The sequence below is a fragment of the Mesorhizobium sp. M0208 genome, from assembly GCF_040322015.1.
Lineage (GTDB): Bacteria > Pseudomonadota > Alphaproteobacteria > Rhizobiales > Rhizobiaceae > Mesorhizobium.
The window spans coordinates 102761-122754 of the sequence record NZ_JAMYSP010000005.1 but is presented as its reverse complement, the minus strand read 5'-3'; the positions used below and the strand labels follow the sequence as shown (position 1 = coordinate 122754).

At 62.6% G+C, this 19994-nt stretch carries 23 protein-coding genes; 14 read left to right on the top strand and 9 right to left on the bottom strand.

Features of this window, described 5'->3' with window-relative positions:
* Positions 1-153 precede the first annotated feature (153 nt).
* From dnaG to NKJ17_RS07570, 4 genes are all read left to right on the top strand, one after another.
* Positions 154-2115: a DNA primase gene (dnaG, locus tag NKJ17_RS07585; RefSeq protein WP_352506763.1), complete on the top strand. Its 1962-nt coding sequence runs from the start codon at positions 154-156 to the stop codon at positions 2113-2115.
* Between the two features lie 374 nt (positions 2116-2489).
* Positions 2490-4511 carry an RNA polymerase sigma factor RpoD gene (rpoD, locus tag NKJ17_RS07580; RefSeq protein ID WP_023678297.1) on the top strand — a complete coding sequence of 674 codons (2022 nt, stop codon included), beginning with the start codon at positions 2490-2492 and terminating at the stop codon, positions 4509-4511.
* Positions 4512-4718: 207 nt separating this feature from the next.
* On the top strand, positions 4719-5012 hold the full coding sequence (locus NKJ17_RS07575) for a GYD domain-containing protein (protein ID WP_352506764.1): 294 nt from the start codon (positions 4719-4721) through the stop codon (positions 5010-5012).
* A 107-nt stretch (positions 5013-5119) separates the two neighbouring features.
* Complete coding sequence (locus tag NKJ17_RS07570; RefSeq protein WP_352506765.1) at positions 5120-5500, top strand: thiol-disulfide oxidoreductase DCC family protein; 381 nt, start codon at positions 5120-5122, stop codon at positions 5498-5500.
* Positions 5501-5545: 45 nt separating this feature from the next.
* Here NKJ17_RS07570 and NKJ17_RS07565 read toward each other — a convergent pair whose 3' ends face one another.
* On the bottom strand, positions 5546-5686 hold the full coding sequence (locus NKJ17_RS07565; protein ID WP_352506766.1) for a hypothetical protein: 141 nt from the start codon (positions 5684-5686) through the stop codon (positions 5546-5548).
* A 225-nt stretch (positions 5687-5911) separates the two neighbouring features.
* Between NKJ17_RS07565 and NKJ17_RS07560 the strand changes: the two genes are divergently transcribed.
* Positions 5912-6592: a PadR family transcriptional regulator gene (locus NKJ17_RS07560; RefSeq protein WP_352506767.1), complete on the top strand. Its 681-nt coding sequence runs from the start codon at positions 5912-5914 to the stop codon at positions 6590-6592.
* Between the two features lie 114 nt (positions 6593-6706).
* Positions 6707-6997 carry an HlyU family transcriptional regulator gene (locus NKJ17_RS07555; protein WP_023678291.1) on the top strand — a complete coding sequence of 97 codons (291 nt, stop codon included), beginning with the start codon at positions 6707-6709 and terminating at the stop codon, positions 6995-6997.
* Between the two features lie 5 nt (positions 6998-7002).
* Here the strand turns inward: NKJ17_RS07555 and NKJ17_RS07550 are convergent, their stop codons facing one another.
* Complete coding sequence (locus NKJ17_RS07550; protein ID WP_502906528.1) at positions 7003-7200, bottom strand: hypothetical protein; 198 nt, start codon at positions 7198-7200, stop codon at positions 7003-7005.
* A 193-nt stretch (positions 7201-7393) separates the two neighbouring features.
* Positions 7394-8038: an FMN-dependent NADH-azoreductase gene (locus NKJ17_RS07545; protein WP_352506768.1), complete on the bottom strand. Its 645-nt coding sequence runs from the start codon at positions 8036-8038 to the stop codon at positions 7394-7396.
* Positions 8039-8148: 110 nt separating this feature from the next.
* Between NKJ17_RS07545 and NKJ17_RS07540 the strand changes: the two genes are divergently transcribed.
* Entirely contained in the window at positions 8149-9105 is a 957-nt protein-coding gene (locus tag NKJ17_RS07540; protein ID WP_352506769.1) for a LysR family transcriptional regulator, read from the top strand.
* Here the strand turns inward: NKJ17_RS07540 and NKJ17_RS07535 are convergent.
* A complete protein-coding gene (locus tag NKJ17_RS07535; protein ID WP_352687768.1) occupies positions 9038-9664 on the bottom strand; it encodes a TetR/AcrR family transcriptional regulator in 627 nt (208 codons plus the stop codon). The two genes, NKJ17_RS07540 and NKJ17_RS07535, sit on opposite strands and share 68 nt — an antisense overlap.
* Positions 9665-9730: 66 nt before the next feature.
* Here NKJ17_RS07535 and NKJ17_RS07530 point away from each other — a divergent pair, with 66 nt between their 5' ends.
* Complete coding sequence (locus NKJ17_RS07530; protein ID WP_352506771.1) at positions 9731-10153, top strand: VOC family protein; 423 nt, start codon at positions 9731-9733, stop codon at positions 10151-10153.
* A gap of 118 nt (positions 10154-10271) precedes the next feature.
* Positions 10272-11183, top strand: a complete 912-nt coding sequence (locus tag NKJ17_RS07525; RefSeq protein WP_352687766.1) for an arginase family protein — start codon at positions 10272-10274, stop codon at positions 11181-11183.
* Positions 11184-11303: 120 nt separating this feature from the next.
* Here the strand turns inward: NKJ17_RS07525 and NKJ17_RS07520 are convergent, their stop codons facing one another.
* Positions 11304-12251, bottom strand: a complete 948-nt coding sequence (locus NKJ17_RS07520) for a S1C family serine protease (protein WP_352506773.1) — start codon at positions 12249-12251, stop codon at positions 11304-11306.
* A 168-nt stretch (positions 12252-12419) separates the two neighbouring features.
* Between NKJ17_RS07520 and NKJ17_RS07515 the strand changes: the two genes are divergently transcribed.
* Positions 12420-13289 carry a S1C family serine protease gene (locus NKJ17_RS07515; RefSeq protein ID WP_352506774.1) on the top strand — a complete coding sequence of 290 codons (870 nt, stop codon included), beginning with the start codon at positions 12420-12422 and terminating at the stop codon, positions 13287-13289.
* A 7-nt stretch (positions 13290-13296) separates the two neighbouring features.
* Positions 13297-13932: a helix-turn-helix transcriptional regulator gene (locus NKJ17_RS07510; protein WP_352506775.1), complete on the top strand. Its 636-nt coding sequence runs from the start codon at positions 13297-13299 to the stop codon at positions 13930-13932.
* A gap of 6 nt (positions 13933-13938) precedes the next feature.
* Here the strand turns inward: NKJ17_RS07510 and NKJ17_RS07505 are convergent, their stop codons facing one another.
* Complete coding sequence (locus tag NKJ17_RS07505; RefSeq protein WP_352506776.1) at positions 13939-14328, bottom strand: type II toxin-antitoxin system VapC family toxin; 390 nt, start codon at positions 14326-14328, stop codon at positions 13939-13941.
* Positions 14325-14591, bottom strand: a complete 267-nt coding sequence (locus NKJ17_RS07500) for a type II toxin-antitoxin system VapB family antitoxin (protein WP_352506777.1) — start codon at positions 14589-14591, stop codon at positions 14325-14327. Before NKJ17_RS07500 ends, NKJ17_RS07505 begins: the two co-directional genes overlap by 4 nt.
* Before the next feature lie 189 nt (positions 14592-14780).
* Between NKJ17_RS07500 and NKJ17_RS07495 the strand changes: the two genes are divergently transcribed.
* Positions 14781-15647, top strand: a complete 867-nt coding sequence (locus NKJ17_RS07495) for an SDR family oxidoreductase (protein WP_352506778.1) — start codon at positions 14781-14783, stop codon at positions 15645-15647.
* A gap of 52 nt (positions 15648-15699) precedes the next feature.
* Here NKJ17_RS07495 and NKJ17_RS07490 read toward each other — a convergent pair whose 3' ends face one another.
* Entirely contained in the window at positions 15700-16215 is a 516-nt protein-coding gene (locus NKJ17_RS07490; RefSeq protein ID WP_254820365.1) for a TIGR00645 family protein, read from the bottom strand.
* A gap of 236 nt (positions 16216-16451) precedes the next feature.
* On the bottom strand, positions 16452-18680 hold the full coding sequence (locus NKJ17_RS34025) for an OmpA family protein (RefSeq protein ID WP_352704279.1): 2229 nt from the start codon (positions 18678-18680) through the stop codon (positions 16452-16454).
* Between the two features lie 210 nt (positions 18681-18890).
* On the opposite strand from NKJ17_RS34025, the gene NKJ17_RS07475 reads away from it, so the two are divergent.
* Together NKJ17_RS07475 and NKJ17_RS07470 are read left to right on the top strand one after the other, a co-directional pair.
* Positions 18891-19337, top strand: a complete 447-nt coding sequence (locus NKJ17_RS07475; RefSeq protein WP_254820372.1) for a YcgN family cysteine cluster protein — start codon at positions 18891-18893, stop codon at positions 19335-19337.
* A gap of 244 nt (positions 19338-19581) precedes the next feature.
* Entirely contained in the window at positions 19582-19941 is a 360-nt protein-coding gene (locus NKJ17_RS07470) for a hypothetical protein (RefSeq protein WP_023678277.1), read from the top strand.
* The last annotated feature ends 53 nt before the right edge of the window (positions 19942-19994 follow it).

Genomic DNA, 19994 nt, shown 5'->3' with positions numbered 1-19994 from the left:
CGGAACGGCTGATCGGCGCTGCGCCGGTTTAGACCACGAAGGCGGTCCGCGGGCCGCCTTCTCTTTTTGACCTGTGAAAACCGGGTATGGTCGCCATTAGGAGTCGTCGGGCTTCGCCCGTGTGATTATATGAAGGCCAAACGAGCTGTCCCCATGCGCTTTCCGCCTGCTTTCCTCGACGAGATACGCGACCGCGTACCGATTTCTTCGGTGATCGGCCAGCGCGTCGCGTGGGACAGGAAGAAGACCAACGCGCCGCGTGGCGATTATTGGGCGTGCTGTCCGTTCCATGGCGAGAAGAGCCCGTCCTTCCATTGCGAGGACAAGAAGGGCCGTTATCACTGTTTCGGCTGCTCGGTTTCGGGCGACCATTTCAAGTTTTTGACCGAACTCGATGGGATGAGCTTTCCCGAGGCCGTCGAGAAGATCGCCGACATGGCCGGCGTGCCGATGCCGGTTCGCGATGCCGATGAGGAACGGCGCGAAAAGGAACGCGCCAGCCTGACCGATGTCATGGAGATGGCGACGGTGTTCTTCCAGGAACGGCTGCAGGGACCGGAAGGGGCAAAGGCCCGCGCCTACCTGCGCGACCGGGGGCTGACACCGGCGACGCAGCAGTCTTTCCGCCTCGGCTATGCCCCTGACAGCCGCAACGCGCTGAAGGAGCACCTTGCCGCCAAGGGCGTCCCCAAGGCCGACATAGAGGCGTGCGGGCTGGTGCGACATGGCGACGACGTGCCGGTCTCCTATGATTGGTTTCGCGACCGCATCATGTTCCCGATCCCGGATTCCAGGGGCAAGATCATCGCCTTCGGCGGGCGGGCACTGGCGCCGGATGCGCTGGCCAAATACATGAACTCGCCCGACACGGAGCTCTTCCACAAGGGCAACGTGCTCTACAATTTCGCCCGTGCGCGCCAAGCGCTCGGAAAGGGAGCGCTGGCCAAGGGCGGCACGGTCATTGCCGTAGAGGGCTACATGGATGTGATCGCGCTGGCGCAGGCCGGCTTCGAGAACGTGGTGGCGCCGCTCGGCACCGCATTGACTGAAAACCAGCTCGAACTTCTGTGGCGCATGGCCGGCGAGCCGGTGCTGTGCTTCGACGGCGACCAGGCCGGGCTGAAGGCAGCATGGCGCGCCGCCGACATGGCGCTGCCGGCGGTCCAGGCGGGCCGCTCCGTGCGGTTCGCCCTGCTGCCGGAGGGCAAGGATCCCGACGATCTGGTCAAGGGTGACGGACCGGATGCGTTCCGCGCCGTGCTTTCCGAGGCGCGGCCGCTGGCCGACCTCTTGTGGATGCGCGAGACCGCCGGCGGCATCTTCGATACGCCGGAACGGCGGGCGGAGCTCGAAAAGACGCTCCGCGAACTGACCAGCCGCATCCGCGACGAGAGCCTTCGCTATCACTACCAACAGGAAATGCGCGAGCGCGTGCAGAGCTTCTTCGGTGCCCAGCGCGGACGCCAGGGACGTCAGGACGGACGGCCCGGTGAGCGCTTCCCGGGCAGGGTCTCAGCACCCGGCGGACAGTTTGCACGTGGCGGCGGTGCCGGTGGGCGCACCGCGATCACCGAAAGCCTCGGCCGCTCGGCGCTGGTCAAACGCGGCGGCGAGGGCATGTCGGTGCGCGAGGCGACGATCATTGCGGCCCTCGTCAACCATCCCGTGCTGATCGACGAGAATTTCGCCCATGTCGAGTTCCTCGATCTCGCCAATTCCGATCTGAAGCGGCTGCATGCGGCCATCCTCGACGCCATGGCGCACGATATGGCCAACAACCGCGAGGCTGTAATCGCGACGATCGAGCGGGCCGGCTGCGGTGAGATCTGGCGGCGCGCGGTGGCGCTGATCAAACGTGCGCGGCAATGGCCGGCGCTGGAAACGGCAGCACTCGACGATGCTCGTGATGCGTTCAGCCAAGCTCTCCACTTGCAGCGCAGCGCGCGCACCTTACATAAGGAGCTGAAGCAGGCGGAAGCAGCGCTCGCCAGCGATCCCACGGACGAAAATTACCGGCACCTGGTCGAAATCCAGGCGCAATTTCGTGATGTGCAGGCAACGGAAGCGCTGATCGAAGGGTTTGGCGTATCGTCGGGCAGAGCTGGGCGCGTTTAGATCGAAGCCTCCAGAAGACTGAAATGTAAGGACGTGCTTGCGCGTTGAATCAAGCGTGCGGTGCTCTAAGTCGGGTAATTGATTCGCTTTTTTCATGCGAATCATGCGAGAGGCGCTTGACCTTCCGGCAGAATGGCGGAATCAGGTCGATTCGAAACGTTAACCCGCCCCGGCATCGACGGGAATGCAGCGATGTAAGGTACTGATCACTGGACAGGCAGTCTGCTTGCCACAGATATCAGGGTTAATCTGGACTTAACGAGAGATGCAGTTACTGGCCCGGTAAAGCGCGTTCTGGAAGGAGCGCATCCAATTTGACCGGACCGGCAGCTTACGCGGCTTTGATACTCAGCCGCTTGGAGAAAATAAAGACTATGGCGACAAAGGAAAAGGAAGAAGTCGAGACCGAACGCGAGGCCGCGACCGATGGCCCTCTGCTCGACCTTTCCGACGATGCTGTCAAGAAGATGATCAAGGCCGCCAAGAAGCGCGGCTATGTCACCATGGACGAGCTGAATTCGGTGCTGCCCTCGGAGGAAGTGACCTCCGAGCAGATCGAGGACACGATGGCCATGCTTTCCGACATGGGCATCAACGTGGTCGAGGACGACGAGCAGGGCGAGGAGCCCGAAGCCGCCGATACTGCCGCTGACGCCGAGGAAGACGCGAACGAACTCGCCGAGCAGACCGGCACCGCCGTCGCCGCCACCACGACCAAGAAAGAGCCGACCGACCGCACCGACGATCCGGTCCGCATGTATCTGCGCGAGATGGGCTCAGTCGAGCTTCTGTCGCGCGAGGGCGAAATCGCGATCGCCAAGCGCATCGAGGCCGGCCGCGAGACGATGATCGCGGGCCTGTGCGAAAGCCCGCTGACCTTCCAGGCCATCATCATCTGGCGTGACGAGCTCAACGAATCGAAGATCCTGCTGCGCGAGATCATCGACCTCGAGGCGACCTATGCCGGGCCGGAGGCCAAGCAGGCGCCGGTTGTCGAGCGTATCGAGGAAGCCAAGACCGAGGAAAAGTCGCGCCGTTCGCGCGAGGACGAGGACGACATCACCAACGTCGGCGGCGACACCCGTGGCCTGGTGGACGATGACGAGGAAGACGATGACGAGGCGAGCCTGTCGCTTGCGGCGATGGAAGCCGAACTGCGCCCGCAGGTGATGGAGACGCTCGACGTCATTGCCGACACCTACAAGAAACTGCGCAAGCTGCAGGACCAGCAGGTCGAGAACCGGCTGGCTGCCGCCGGCACGCTGTCGCCCAGTCAGGACCGCCGGCTGAAGGAATTGAAGGACCAACTGATCAAGGCGGTGAAGTCGCTGTCCTTGAACACGGCGCGCATCGAGGCGCTGGTCGAGCAGCTCTACGACATCAACAAGCGCCTAGTGCAGAACGAAGGCAAGCTGCTCAGGCTGGCCGAAAGCTATGGTGTGCGCCGCGAGGAATTCCTCAAAGAATATCAGGGCTCGGAGCTCGATCCCAACTGGACTCGCTCGATCGGCAATTTGACTTCACGCGGCTGGAAGGAATTCACCAAGAACGAGAAGGACGCCATCCGCGACCTGCGCGCCGAGATCCAGAACCTCGCCACCGAGACGGCGATTTCGATCCAGGAATTCCGCAAGATCGTCAACCAGGTGCAGAAGGGCGAGCGCGAAGCCGCGATCGCCAAGAAGGAAATGGTCGAGGCCAATCTGCGCCTCGTCATTTCCATCGCCAAGAAATACACCAATCGCGGCCTGCAGTTCCTCGATCTGATCCAGGAGGGCAATATCGGCCTGATGAAGGCGGTCGACAAATTCGAATACCGCCGCGGCTACAAGTTCTCGACCTACGCGACGTGGTGGATCCGGCAGGCGATCACCCGTTCTATCGCCGACCAGGCGCGCACCATCCGCATTCCGGTGCACATGATCGAAACGATCAACAAAATCGTGCGCACCTCGCGCCAGATGCTGCATGAGATCGGCCGTGAGCCGACGCCGGAAGAGCTGGCGGAAAAGCTCGCCATGCCGCTGGAAAAAGTGCGCAAGGTGCTGAAGATCGCCAAGGAGCCGATCTCGCTCGAAACGCCGGTCGGCGACGAGGAGGATTCGCATCTGGGCGACTTCATCGAGGACAAGATGGCGATCCTGCCGATTGACGCGGCGATCCAGGCCAATTTGCGCGAGACGACGACGCGTGTATTGGCCTCGCTGACGCCGCGCGAAGAGCGCGTGCTCAGAATGCGCTTCGGCATCGGCATGAACACCGACCACACGCTTGAAGAGGTCGGCCAGCAATTCTCGGTCACCCGCGAGCGCATCCGCCAGATCGAAGCCAAGGCGCTGCGCAAGCTCAAACACCCGAGCCGGTCGCGCAAGCTGCGGAGCTTCCTCGACAGCTGAGGCCGGGTGACGGATAAGCAGTTTCAAGGGCGCCGGTGGCGCCCTTTTCCGTTTGGGCACATGCGATCACGTTTGAACGCGCCGCTCTTGCGGGTCGTGCCCTACGAGAGGATAATTCCGCGACGGACGCATTCTCTGGGCGACAAACCCGGATGCCCGCCCCGGCGGTTGGACGCCGTGCTCCGTGGCACCGGAGGGAGGTGTGCCATGACAACTTACATCGTGCTGATCAACTGGACGGAGCAAGGCGCCAAAAACGTGCGCGAATCGCCGAAGCGGCTCGATGCCGCCAAGAAGCTGCTGGGAGACATGGGCGGGTCCTTCAAGGCATTTTATCTTACCATGGGGGATTGCGACATGGTGGCCGTGCTCGAAGCGCCCGACGATGCCGTCCTGGCTCGTTTCTCGCTGATGCTGGCGACGGCCGGAAACGTCAGGACGCGGATACTCAAGGCTTTCCCGGAGGATGCCTATCGCGAGATCATCACCTCGCTCGGGTAAGTTGCGCTCCAGGCCTAGCCGGCCATTCCGCGGCTGTCGTGTTGCGTTGCGGCGCAATGGCGTTTGCCGGATAGTCGGTGCGCGTCCCTCTGGTGCCGTCTCGAAACATGAGCAAGCCTCTGCTGACCGTCTGGTATAATACGCGCTGTCCGGTCTGTGATGCCGGCATCAGCCGGCAGAAGCGGCGGCTGGTCGAGGCGGTCAAGGCCGGGCGGATCGAATTTCGCGACATCAATGCCGAACCGACGGCGTTGGCCCGCTACGGCATCAGGCTGGAGGATATCCGGCGTCGGCTGCATGCGACCGACGCCGGTGGCAAATTGCTGGTCGGCGCCGATGTTGCAGTTGCGGTGTGGCTGATAACGCCGGGCGAGGGCTGGTTGGCGACGCTGTTCGGCAATCCCGCCGCACTGCCGTTGACGCGCTATGCCTATGATCGTTTCGCCGATCTGCTCTATGCCTGGAACCGGCGCAAAGGCCGCTGGTAACAGGTATCCATTCCTCCCGCACCGAGCGTTTCGCATGCCCCGCTATCAAGCCGCGGGGTCGCGAAGCCAGCCAACGATGCGGCGCACCGCAGGCAGCACCAGCAGCAGCGTCGGAGGCAGCTTTCTGCGCGAGGTTTTCACATTCGTCTGGGATTTCGCCGAAGCATCCGGTTCGTCGCCTTGCATCCATTCGCCGGTCTTCGGCGTAACTGGAACGGGGGTGGATGCGTTGCTTCACGTTAGACGCCTGGGGAGTGGCCTTCGGCCCCTCGCGCGCTTCCTGACCGCCCTTGCCGGCGAAAACCAATCCTGCTGGCGCTATCTTCAGATACATCGTAAGATATATCTTGACTCCGCCGCTGTGAATACGTAGTTGAGATATATCTTAAGACATAACTTAAGGAGCAAACAATGCACAAAGACAATCATTTCGGGCGTCATCGTTTTGGCGAACACGCCGAGCGCGTTTTCATGCATATGGCCGGCAAGTTCGGCGGACGCGGCGGCGGCTTCGGCCCGTTTGGGCATGGCATGAGAGGCGGACGCGGCGGGCCGGGCGACATGTTCCGCGCCGGGCGCATGCTGGCCGACGGCGACCTCAAGCTGATCACGCTGTCGCTTCTGGCCGAGGCGCCGCGGCACGGCTACGACATCATCAAGGCGCTGGAGGAGCGCACCAGCGGCTTCTACAGCCCGAGCCCCGGCGTGGTCTACCCGACGCTGACCTTCCTGGAAGAGGCCGGCTACGCCGTTTCTGCGGCGGACGGCAACAAGAAGGTGTTTTCAATCACCGAGGCTGGGCAGGCGCACCTCAACGAAAATCGCGAGATGATCGACCACGTGCTCGAACATCTCGAGCGCTTCGGCCGCAAGATGGCAAAGGCGCGCGACTGGTTCGGCTGGAACGATGACGGCGACGGTGGCCGGCGCGGCCGCGGCCGCTCGGAAAAGCGCGACGAGTTTCGCGCCGTGCGCCACCGGCTGCGCGCCGCGCTCGGCGAAATCGTCGATGCGCCTGAAGCAAAGCAGGCCGAGGCAATCAGCATATTGGAAGCTGCCGCAGAGGCCTTGGAAGCGTTGTCGCGCGACTGACCTCTGAGTGCCAAGCCAGTTGCGGCCCTTGCCCGCTCGGCCAAGGACCGGTACTGAAAATCATCCTGCACCGCGCTATGTGGTGCAGGATGATTGCCGTTGGAGGATACCCCCATGTCTTTTCTGAAGCGTCTTTTCGGCGGAGGCAACGAAGCCGCCGAGCCAAAGACAGCGGCGCCGGCAAAGCAGATCGAGCACAAGGGATTTTTAATCAGCGCCACGCCCTACAAGGCGGAGGGCCAGTACCAGACCTGCGGCGTGGTTTCGAAGGAGATCGACGGCGTGATGAAGGAGCACAAATTCATCCGCGCCGACCGCTTTGCCGGGCTTGACGACGCTGTCGACATCTCGATCAAAAAGGGCATCCAACTGGTCGACGAGCAAGGCGAAAAGATCTTCGGGTAGATCGGCTACGACAGCCTTGGGTCGATTGGCCCGCTTTCCAACGCCAGCACGGCGAAGACACACTCGTGAACCCGGCGTAGCGGCTGCTTGGCGACAAATCGCGTTAGCGCTTCGTGGCCAAGCGCGAACTCTCTGAGCGCCAAGGCTGCGCTTGCCGGCCAGGCCGCGTTCTCGGAGGCGCACGAGATTGTTGGGCGCGTCATATTCGGGACCATAGATGATGCGCAAAATATTCCGGGCCGCGGACCTTCAGCGCCGGCTGGATGAGCCCCTTCTTGCCACGGCTGACGAATAACCAATGGCAGTTGTGTGGCCCACCACAATAGGTTGTCGCCAACGACAACAAGGGCAGGCGCCGGGCGCCTGCCCTTGTACAATTCAGACTATGCTGACGCTTTACGCCGCGGTGGCGACGCGCTCGGCATTTCCGGTCGCAGCCACAATGGCGTCGACCTTCGTCGAGGCCTTGGCCAGCGCTGCTGCCACCGCATCGGCGCCCATCCCGACTCCTTCGATGCGGATGACCTCGACATCGTTCATGCCGAGAAAGCCGAGTACGCTGCGCAGGTAGGGAATGGCGTGATCGAACTGCACGGCCGCACCTTCGGAATAGATGCCGCCCGAAGCCAGCACGATATAGACCTTCTTGCCGGTGACGAGGCCCTTGGGGCCGTTCTCGCCATAGGCAAAGCTCTTGCCGGAACGGGCAATGTGATCGACCCAGGACTTCAGCGTCGAGGAGATGTTGAAGTTGATGAAGCCGGTGGCGAGAATGACGGTGTCGGCCGCAAACAGCTCGTCCAGTACCGTGTCGGAAACGCCGACGGCCTCAGCCTGGCGCTGGCTGCGCGCTTCGACCGGCATATATATGCCGGTCGAATAGTCGGGGTCGATATGCGGCAGCGGGTTGGCTACGAGGTCGCGGGCGACAAGCCTGGCCGAGGGATTGGCGGCAAGCAGCTTCTCGGCGAGTTCGGTGGCGATGCGGGTCGAGTGCGAGGCGGCGCCGCGTGGGCTGGATGTGACAAGAAGGATCGACATGATGGGTCTCCAGGGTTGGACTTAAAATCTCCCGGCAAATATGTGTGCGCAGACCCATTTGAAAAACTGGTATATTTTGTATATGATCCATCTAAATTGTGGATTGAACGATGCAACCGAACCCGACGCTTGACCAACTGCAGATCCTAGTTGCGGTGGCCGAGACCGGCAGCTTCTCGGCCGCCGGGCGCAAATTGAATCGCGCGCAATCGGTGATCAGCTACGCTATCGCCAACCTCGAAGCGCAGCTCGGGCTGAAACTGTTCGAGCGCGAGGGCGCGCGTGAACCGCAACTGACCGATGTCGGCAAGGCGACGCTGGAAGATGCGCGACGCATGGTCGGCGTGCTGCAACGCATCCGCTCGCGTGTCGACGGATACCGGCAGGGATTGGAGGCGGAAGTTACGCTGTCGGTCGACGTGACACTGCCGTCGCCGGTGCTGGTTCGGGTGCTAAAGGCATTCGAGGCGCAGTTCCCGGCAGTGACGCTGCGTCTGCATATCGGCTCGCTTGGCCTGATCCTCGATCATGTTGTCGGCGGACAGGCCGATCTCGGCATCGGGGGGCTTCTGGGTGAGACGGACGTGAATCTGCTTCGCATCGGCTTCATCTCCCTGGTGCCAGCTGCAGCGCCTGAACACCCGCTGGCGCTGCTGCCGAGACCAGTGGCGCTAGAGGATGTCCGCGAACACATCCAGCTGGTCGTCTCGGACCAATCCGAGCGTACGCGCGGGCGTGACTATGGTGTCTTCGCCTACCGCACCTGGCGGCTGACGGATGTGCGCACCAAGCACGTGCTGATGCGCGAGGGGCTGGGCTGGGGCGGGCTGCCGCGATGGCTGATTGCCGATGATCTGGCGAACGGCCGGCTCGTCGAACTCGATCTCGAGCCTTACAGCGAAGTCCGTTCGCCGCTCTATGCCATGCATCGCGCCGATCGCAGCCCGAAACCGGCGGCCGCCTGGCTGATCGACCAGTTCAAGCGCCAGCTCGGCTGTTTCAACGAGTTCGAGCCGGGTGAGATGCGTGCGAAGGAGCCGGAGACAGGCCGTCGATCAGCGCCATGAGAACGGCGCGGTAATCCTCGATCGAGGCTCCAGCTTCAATGGCGAGCGCTGCGCGGTCGAAGGCAGCGGCGAGCAAAGCGGTCAGTGCTTCCACAGGCAATCTCTTCATGGAGTGCGACCGCATCGTGGCAACAAGGCTGTCGCGCAGCGAACGGTTGCCATGGCGATTGTCGATCGCATCCATGGCGGCGCGGCCGAGCACGGCCGGGCCATCAAGCAGCAAGAGTCGAGTTCGGCCGGGGGCACGCATGGCAGCCAGATAGGCATCCGAGCCGGCAATCAGCGCATCGTGGGCAAATAGCGAAGGCGGCGACGCGCGTTCGATCTCTTCCGCGATGGCTTGCGCCTCTTTTTCGACCACAGCGGCAAACAGCGCCTGCTTGTCGGCAAAGTGATGATAGAGCGCGCCGCGCGTTACGCCAGCAGCGGCGACGATCTCGGGTGTGCTGGTCTCGGCATAGGATTTTTCGGTGAACAGTTTTCGCGCCGCGGCGATGAGCTCGGCGCGTGTCGCCTCCGTGCGATCGCGGTTGGAGCGGCGAGCGGATCGTTGTTGCATACATGCAGCCTGTATGTTAGTTCAATTTAGATGCAGACTGTATGTTATTCGCCGGGAGAAGGAAAGATGAGGACGACGAGCTATTATCCGGTGCTGATGACGGGCGATGTTGCCGGCACTGCAGCCTTTTATATCGCGCATTTCGGCTTCAAGCCGCTGTTCGAGGCCGACTGGTACGTCCATCTGCGCTCAGCCGAAGATCGTCGCGTCAACCTCGGCATCGTCCAGGGCGATCATGAGACGATCCCGAAGGAGGGGCGGGGCCGCACCTCCGGCCTGCTGATCAATTTCGAGGTCAGGGATGCGGATGCCGTCTATGAGCGGATCACCGCCGCCGGGCTACCGATCCTGCGAACGCTGTGCGACGAACCCTTCGGCCAGCGCCACTTTATCACCAAAGATCCCAACGGCGTGCTGATCGACGTCATCAGGCCGATCCCGCCGAGCCCGGAATTCCTAGCGCAATACGCCGATGGCGCGGCGGGCTGAGCGAGACAGCGGCCGCTGGCAGGAACTGTCGGCAGACGCGACGTGAGGGCTTTAGCCGCGTGGCCGGTCACGCCTTTGCGGTTTATGCTTAGGGGTTAATCAACCCTGGGCCTTCTCCATGCGTGAAATCTGCCTTGTCCGCGCACCCTCCAACCTTGGCCTCCGCCCGCTCCGGCCGGGGCATATTCCGGGGACCTGGCGCGCGCCGCAGGCGCTTACCGAAGCCGGCTTGGTCGAGATGCTTTCGCCCGCCAAAGTGGTTGATCTTGATCGGCCCGCCTATAGCACCGAGCCACAGCCGGGCACCCGGCTGCGCAACGGCAACGCCATACGCAGCTTCAATCTCGCACTCGCCGAAATCGTTGCCGGCGCGCTGGGACGAGGCGAGTTTCCGCTGGCCGTGGGCGGCGACTGCGCTGTCCTGCTTGGCGCGCTGGCCGCAGCACGGCGATCTGGTCCGGTTGCGCTGGTCCATGTCGATGGCCACAGCGATTTCCGCCATCCGGGCAATTACGACGTCAACGCCTCACTCGGCTCGGCCGCCGGCATGGACCTTGCGCTCGCAACCGGACGTGGTGAGCCGTTGCTGACCGACTGGCCCGGCATCGAAAGACCGCTTGTCGCGGACGAACAGGTGATACAGATCGGCGAACGCGAGAACCGCAACGCCAACTTCGGCTGGCCGGACATCCATTCGACCGCGATGACGTTGATCGACGTCTTTGCCGTGCGCGAGCTTGGCGCGGCGAAGGTCCTGGACAAGACCTGGAGCACGTTGGCGCGAACCGGCTGGCCCCACTGGGTGCATTTTGACGTCGATGCGCTCGATCAGACAGTCATGCCGGCAGTGGATTCACCGGGCAGCCCCGGCATCGATCCTGACGATCTCGTCGACATTCTCACGGCGCTGGTGGCGGATACGCGCTGCACCGGAATGGATATGACCATTTTCGATCCGGATCTCGATCCGACCGGCGAACTGGCCGCGCTGCTGGTTTCGCTGCTTGGCCGGATCTATGCGCCGCGATAGAGCCTGCCCATTCCGATAGGTTCGGGATGGGCTCTATCTTGTTTGACCATGATGTTGTCCGAAAAACCGGTTCCCACTTTTTGCTGCGCTGACCTTCGGTTCGGGATCAAGGTCGAGCACTCAGCTTCGCGCCACTGGCATCACCGTGACCTGAGTAATGCCGGAGCGGCGCACCACCGTGCACAGCGTCTCGTGGCCGATGCGCTCGGCGTCGAGCATGCGCACCAGATCGTCGACACCGGTGACCGGGCGGCCGTCGATGGCGGCAATGATGTCGCCTTCCCTGAGGCCGGCCTTGTCCGACGGGCTGTTCTTTTCGACGGTGCGCAGGCGCACCGCCGTGCGGCTCGATACTTGCGACAAAAGGGCTGCGCGGCGCGGCAGGTTGGTGGTGTCGGCTGAAACGCCGATGAAGGCACGGCGCACGCGGCCGAAGCGGATGATTTCCGAGATGACGAAATTGGCCGTGTTGGAGGCAACCGCGAAGGCGATGCCTTGCGCACCATGGATCATCGCGGTGTTAACGCCTATCACCTCGCCGGCCGAGGACACCAGTGGTCCGCCGGAATTGCCGGGGTTGAGCGCGGCGTCGGTCTGGATGACGTCGTCGATCAGCCGGCCGGTGGAGGCACGCATCGAGCGGCCGAGTGCCGAGACGACGCCAGTGGTGACGGTCCATTCGAAGCCGAGCGGGTTGCCGATGGCAATTGCAATCTGGCCGCGCCTCAAACGCTTGGAATCGCCGAGCGGCGCAACGTCGGCAAAGTCACCGTCGGCGCGCACCAGCGCAATGTCGGTGTCGGGGTCGCGGCCGAGCACGCGGCCTTCCCTGGAAGCGCCGTCCGGCATTGATACGCGCACGCTGCGCGCATCGCCGACGACGTGGAAGTTGGTGACGACCAGCCCGTCCGGCGCGATGACGAAGCCGGAACCATGGCCGCCCGGGCCACCGATGCGCTCGATGCGGCAGACGGCGGGCCCGATGCGGTCGACGGCATCGGCGACCGTCGCCGAATAGGCATCGAGAAGGGCATCGTCATATTGCAATTGCTGAGCGGGCAGGGCCACCTGAGGACTCCGTTTGGAACAAGATGAACAATGCCTATATGTGCGGAGCAGCCGGACCGGCCGCGACCTGACCAGATGGCCAGTCAAATGCTCAACTAGCCGTCAGGCGAGTATCCGCCAACCCCCGCCGGGCGATATCTGGGTCACGAAGAACCCAGGAGACAAATCATGAGCGATTTCAATCTGAGCATGTTATCCGACGCCATTGCCGACATCGCGGCAGCTGCGGCACCAGCGACGGCCAGCTTCGCGACGCACCAGCGGACGTCAACTGCTTTCCACTGGCGGGACGGCTATTTCGTCACTGCCGAGGAGGCGGTCGAGGCCGGCGAGGAGATCGAGCTGACGTTTTCTTCGGGCCAAGCCGTCAAGGCCGAACTGGTCGGCCGCGACCCGTCCACCGGCACGGCCGTTTTGAAACCGGCCGGCGCGCCGAGCGCCCCGTCATTGGTAAAGGCGGAGGCGGTGCGGCCGGGCAATCTGGCAATCATCGCGGGCAATAGTGACGGTACGTCACTCGCCACCTGCGGCACGGTCGGCGAGGTCGGTCCGGCCTGGCGCTCGATGCGGGGCGGCACGATCGACCGGCGCATCAACCTTGCCGTCAATGCCGGCGGCCGTTTCGAGGGCGGCCCTGTGCTCGACGCCAAGGGCGGACTGATCGGCATGCTGCTGTTCGGGCCACGCCGGCGGGCACTGGTCATGCCTTACGAAACGATCGAACGGGCAGTCACGACACTGCGCGAGAAGGGTCATGTGGCGCGCGGCTATCTTGGCGCCGGCCTGCATCCGGTCCGCAATGGTGATACACAGGGCGCCATGGTGATGAGCCTGGACGATAACGGCCCGGCGAAAGCAGCCGGTCTCAGCCTCGGCGACATCATCGTGTCGTGGAACGCAGAGGCGGTGCATGGCCCGCGCGAGCTGATCCGCAAGCTCGGGCCAGACAGTGCCGGTGCCCTGGTGACACTCGGCGTGGTGCGCGGCGGCGAGAATCGTGAGGTTTCCCTGACCATCGGTGAAAAACCACTGAGCTGAGGGATAGATGGTAAGCGGTGAGGTCGCTGGCAGACGGCTGACGGTGCTGATCGCGCTCGCTGACGCCGAGCGCGCACGAAGTCTGTCCGCGGCTCTCGCCGCGACCGATGATCTGCGGCCGGTTCTGGCGGGCGATGTCGACGGGCACGGGGCGGCGGATGTCGCCATCGTCGATGACCATGGAGTACAAGGCGGTCTCTTCGACGCGGCTATGCCTCGCGTGCTGCTATTATCGCGAGCGGCCCGTGAACGGCCGGCCGATACAGTGTTTGCCGTGCTGCCGGTGCAAGCGGACGAGTTGCTGATCGCCGCCGCCGCGCGGCTGGCGGCGGCGGGCTACCGGATTTCGCGCGACAGCCATGCTCTATCCGATCTGCATCACGATTTGACCTTCCACGACAGCGGCCGGTTCGAGGAAGAACCAACTGACGAGCATATCGTCCGGCCGACGCTTTCGCCGCGCGAAAGCGAGGTGCTGGCGCTGCTGGCCGAAGGCGCGCCCAACAAGGTTATCGCGCGACGACTGGACATCTCCGTGCACACGGCGAAGTTCCACGTCGCGGCTATCTTGACCAAGCTCGGTGCCGTCAACCGCACCGATGCGATCGCCATCGCCATGCGGCAAGGCTTGGTGCTGGTCTAACGTGGATCAAAGGGCCGGTTCGATGTCGGTCAGCCGGAAGTCGTCACCCTTGAACAGCAATGGCATGGCTTCGAGACGGGCCGTAGCATAAGCAATGCAGTCGCCGAAGTTCAGAGCGGCAGGATGCCGGCCTTTGCCGTAGCGCAGGAAAGCCTGACGGGCGACAGCGGCGTGGTCGGCCGTGAAGGGTATCGTTTCGATCGAGGCAGTGCGCAAAAAGGCTTCGAAACGATCGATAATCTGATCCTGCCAGCGACCGACAAGCACCATTGTCGTTTCGAGCAATGTCGGTGCCGCAAGCAAACGTCTTTCAGCCTGGGCGATTGCCAAAACGAATCGATCGTAGCCCGGTTCCGCGCGCAAGATGGCGACCAGCGCCGAGGAATCGATGATCATCGCGTCGGGATGCCCAGCTCATCGTAACCGAGAATTTCATCTTCGCTCATCGCGTCTTCGCGCTCCGGTATTCGTGCGGCCCGTTCGGCAATGGCCATCAGACGTTGAAAGAGATCACCGGTCTCCTCGCGGGGCACAAGCCGTTCGCGCGCAACTTCCCGCTCAAGGCTTTGACGGATGGCCTCCGTCACCGATACCCGGCGGCGGCGGGCGAGCTCACGCGCCAATTGCTCGACCTTGGTATTCTTGATAGACAAAGCCACTTATATATTCTTCCTGTTTAGGTAGAATATAACAATTTTGCTCGGCGATTCAACGCGTCTCACGAAATCCACAACCCTCCGTGGCGTCACACCGTTACGGCCGCAGGCCCTTGTATCCGTCGTTGGTGCGGGCAAGGATCGCAAAGAGAAAAGATAGCGGAAAAGAGCGTAGCACAAGGAGACGCAACGATGTCGCTCAAGGGAAAGACGCTATTCATCTCCGGCGGGTCGCGCGGCATCGGACTGGCGATTGCGTTGCGCGCGGCGCGCGACGGCGCCAACGTGACGATCGCGGCCAAGACCGCCGAGCCGCATCCGAAGCTGCCGGGGACGATCTACACGGCGGCGCAAGAGATCGAGCAGGCCGGCGGCAAGGGGCTGCCAGCGCCGTGCGACATCCGTGATGAAGCGCAGGTCGCCGAAGCCGTCGCCAAGACCGTGGAGAGGTTCGGCGGCATCGATATTTGTATCAACAATGCCAGCGCCATCCAACTCACCGGCACGCTGGAGACCGACATGAAACGCTACGACCTGATGCACCAGATCAATACGCGCGGCACTTTTCTCGTCTCCAAAATGTGCATTCCATACTTAAGGTTGGCGGAAAATCCTCACATTTTGAATCTGGCACCGCCGCTCGACATGAAGGCCAAATGGTTCAAGAACCATGTCGCCTACACGATGGCGAAGTTCGGCATGTCGATGTGCACGCTGGGCATGAGCGCCGAGTTCGCCAGGGATGGCATCGCGGTCAATTCGCTATGGCCGATCTCTACCATCGACACGGCGGCGGTGCGCAACCTCTTGGGCGGAGCGACGGTGGCAGCGATGAGCCGTTCGCCCGACATCATGGCCGATGCGGCATACGCCATCCTGGTCAGGCCGTCGCGCGAGGCGACCGGCAATTTCTACATCGACGAAGAAGTGCTGCGTGCCGAGGGCGTCAGCGATTTCTCGACCTATGCGCCGGGCGCGACAGGCCCGCTCGCCGGCGACTTTTTTGTGCCGGACGAGGTGTTCGGGCGGACTGATACCAAAATCAAAGCTATCTACTGACGGAAGTATCTACCTACAGAAGTATCCTCAAAAGACCGGCACAGACGCATGCTCACTCCCCGGCTTTCTTGGCTTTGCCCAGGCCCATCAGCCGGTCGATATAAGCAAGCATGAATGCCGAGGCGACGAAGGCCAGATGAATGATGGTCAGCCACATCAGCTGGTCGGTCGTGTAGGAGACCGAGTTCAGGAACACCTGCAAGAGGTGGATCGAGGAGATCGCTACGATTGTCGAGGCGACCTTGACCTTCAGCGAGCCGACATCGATCGTGCCCAGCCAATGCACCTTGCCGTCATTTTCATCGAAGCGGCTGACGAAGTTTTCGTAGCCCGAGATGATCACCATCACCACCAGTGAGGCGACCAGCGCGGCATCGATGAGGCCGAGCATTTTCAGGATGGTGTCGGTGTCATCGAGCGTGAAGGCGACAGGAACGAACTCGAACAGCTTCTTGCCGAAGGACACGGCATAGATGGCAAGTGCCGCGCCCAGTCCGAGATAGAAGGCGACCAGCAGCCAGCGCGAGGCGAGAATGATCGATTCGATGGCAAGTTCGATGCGCTTCATGTGACGGTTCCGGGCTTCTTTGCGGAGCGCCGTATTTCGGGCAGGCTGCGGCGGTTTGCAAGGTCCTAAAAAAACGAAACCCCGCCGGGAGGGGACCGGCGGGGCTCGCGTGTCCCGCTGGAGTCGGGACAGGGCAGGGAAGCCATGTCCAGAATTTGGGATTGGTAGCCGCGCGTTTCAAGATTGATGACCGCGCGACTCAATGGTTGATCGAATCGCGCGGTTCACATTGCGGTTTATTGGGCGCTGGCCACCGGCGCCACCAGGGGGGTAATCCGGCGGATGGCGACGCGCCGGTTCTCGCGATTGGGTCCCGACGTGTTGACCTTGAGATACTCCTCGCCATAACCCTGCGTCGTCAGGTTCTCCGGCGGGATGCCAAAGGCATTGGTCAGAGCTTCGGCGACCGCCTCGGCGCGGCGGTCGGACAGAGCGAGGTTCGCCTCCGGCGTGCCGACTGCATCGGTATGGCCTTCGATCAGGAAGGTCTCGGCCGGGTTTTTCTTCAGCAGCTTCTCCATGGCGTTGGCAACACCCTCCAGCTTCTGGACCTCGGTGTCGGAAATCGAAGCCGAACCGAACTCGAAGTTGAGCGTATCGAGGTCGATCCGGCGGGCGATGTCACGCACTCGGGCCGAGCGCTTGACCTCGTCGACCGAATAGAGGCGCTGGACCCTCTCCACCGGCGGCCGTTCGAGGAAGGTGTAATAGTCGTCCGGATCCTCGACCTCTTCGGAATCCAAAATGTACTCCTCTTGCGGAATGGTAAGGCGCATCGGCGGCAGGTCGTCGCCCGGGTCGCGCCAGTCTGCATCATCGTCATAGTAGCGCTCGTCGACATAGCTCAGCACATATTCGCGCCCGTCAGGCGCGATGCGTGAACGCTGGATGACGTCGCCGTAGCGGTTGCGGATAGTGACGATCCGGACACCATTGTCACGCTCGACGATTTCCCGGGTGCGATCGCCCGACAGGTCCTCATAATAGACATTCCTGGCGCCGCGGTGCATGCGCGGGGCATCGCTGCTTTCCACGAAGGTCTGGTTGTTGAACTGCAGGATGACGCGGTCGCCGAATTCCCTGACGACGTTGGCGCCCTGCGGGCGCGGACGGCGGCGAACATCCTCGATGTCGGGCGCACGCTCGACGCGCTTGCCTTTTTCCTCGGTCACCGGAACGATCTTTTCAGGCTTGATCTCCTGCTGGGCTGCCTTGTCGTCGGTAGGTGGCGGTCCCTCCTCGATCGGAGCAGGCTTCGGGGCTTCCACCTGGTTCTCGCCCTGCTGGGCTGGCTGGTTGCCCTGCTGCTTACCGGCATTTTGGCCGCGCTCCTTGCCGCCCTTGCGCTTGCGCAAGACATCCTTCTGGCTGTCCAGTATGGGCGCCTCGTTCGGGTTGGCGGCGGCTTCGCCCTGAGCAGGGAGCCCACCCTCGGCGGGTGCTGCCTGTTCGCCCGTCGTCGTGGGCTGCTCACCGGTTGCGGGCTGCTGTTCGCCGGTCACCGGCTCTTCCACAACGGGCTTCTTGCCACGCTTTTTCGCCTGGTTCTCGGGCTGTTCGCCTTGAGCAGGAGCCGCTTGCTTCTCGGTTGGAAGTGGCTCGGCCTGTGGGAGAGGCTCACCGGCGGGGCGTTCCTTCTTGCGCGGCGCCTGTTCGGCCGGTGCCGCCTCGATCTGCTGGTCTTGCTTGTTCTTCCTCTTGCGCGGATTGACTTGCTCGTTGTTGTCGTTCGCGGGTGCAGCCTGCTCGGCCGGCTGTTCGGCAGGCGCGGCCTCCTGCTGTTGCTGGTCGCGCTTCTTTCTCCTCGGCTTGAGCTGCTGCTGATCGTCGTTCGCGGGTGCAGCTTGCTCGGCCGGCTGTTCGGCAGGCGCGGCCTCCTGCTGCTGCTGGTCGCGCTTCTTCCTGCGCGGTTTGAGTTGCTGCTGATCGTCGTTAGCAGGCGCGGCCTGCTGGTCAGCCGGAGCGGCTTCGATCTGCTGCTGGTCGCGCTTCTTCCTGCGCGGTTTGAGTTGCTGCTGATCGTCGTTAGCAGGCGCGGTCTGCTGGTCAGCCGGAGCGGCTTCGATCTGCTGCTGCCTCTTCTTCCTTCGTTGATTTCCTTGCTGCTCTTCGCCGGAAGGCGCGAGCTGTTCAGCAGGCGCGGATTCACTCTGTTTTTGCTGCTCGCGCTTGTTCCTGCGCGGCTTCTGCTCGGGCTCGCCCGATTGTTCGGCGGGCGCCGCTTCGGATTGTTTTTGCCGGTCGCGCCTCTTGCCGGGCTTCTGTTCCGGCTCCGACTTTCCGCCTTGAGCGCAAGCTTCGGCCGATTCGCCCTCGGCACAATTCGACTGCGCCGGGATAAACATTGCGCTGTTCCGGGCGGGGCCGAATGCAGCATTGCCTTGCAGCGGGAACGCGCCTAACGGCGCGGACGCCATCAACAGGCCAAGCGCCGTGCCTGCCAGAATCCGTGGTTGGCGTTTCATCATAAACACTCCTTGTGGCGTCCCATCCGTGCCCAAACTTTCAGCAACCATGTTTGGTTCCTGTTTGTAGGTCTTAGCGGTGGTACAGGGCGATTGACCGGCGTTTTGAAGGCGACTTCGTGTCATTCGTATGTTCCTGGCGTATCGTTCGGACGAGGCGCAAGTGTTGCCGTGCTTGACCTTGAGGCGTCCGAGGGCCACATGCCGACAATGGACAAGCCGTTCTGGAAGACCAAGACGCTCGAGGCGATGACCCCGGCCGAGTGGGAATCACTCTGCGACGGCTGCGGCAAATGCTGCCTGTCCAAACTCGAAGACGAGGACACCGGAGAAATCTACTGGACCAGCGTCGGCTGCCGGCTGTTCGACGCTGGAAGCTGCCGCTGTTCCGACTATGCCAACCGGCTGGCGCGTGTTCCGGATTGTGTCGGGCTGACGCCGCAGAATGTGCGCACCATCAGCTGGCTGCCCAAGACTTGCGCTTACCGGCTGGTCGCCGAGGGCCGCGATCTCTATTGGTGGCACAGGCTGGTGTCTGGAAGCGACGAGACCGTGCACGAGGCAGGCATCTCGATGCGCGGCCGAGTCAGCGCCAGCGAGACCGACCTTGCCGAGCCGGACGACTATTTCGACCATATTCTCGCGGACGAGCCTTAGGATTTTATCGCAAAATCGAGAATCCGGAATCGACGGCAAAACGGACGTTGTCCATCCACCATGCTATCCACCCTATGTAGCACCGCCGTCCATAGCACCGCCTTCAGAAGCGAGAGACTATCCCGGTTCTGCCTCATGAACTGGAGATGAATGGCCGGTTCGCAAAAAATTCAGACAGGCGGGTGCATTCTCCTCCCATCGGTTCGACGAAACGGGTGGAAACCCTCAACAAGGAGAGAAGACAATGTTCAACACCATCAAGACGGCGGCTCTTTCGGCTCTTGTCGGCCTTGGCACGCTTGCTGCCATCCCCGCTCATGCTGACAGCATCTATCTCGGCTTCGGCAACAACCAAGATCCGCGCGTCGGCGTCTATACCGGCGACGAAGATGATGGTTACTATCGCGAACATCGCCGTCATGGCGGCTGGCGCCGGTCCTGTTCGCCGGAGCGTGCCATCGACAAGGCCGAACGCATGGGCCTGCACCGCGCCCGCATCATCGACATCAACCGCCGCACGGTCAAGGTCGCCGGCCGCCAGTATGGCGACCGTGTCGTGATCGTATTTGCCAACGAGCGCGGCTGTCCGATCATCTATCGCTAAGGTCTTCGGGCCTGCGGCCGGTTGACTTGCAGCCGGTAGAGTAGCGGAGCCCT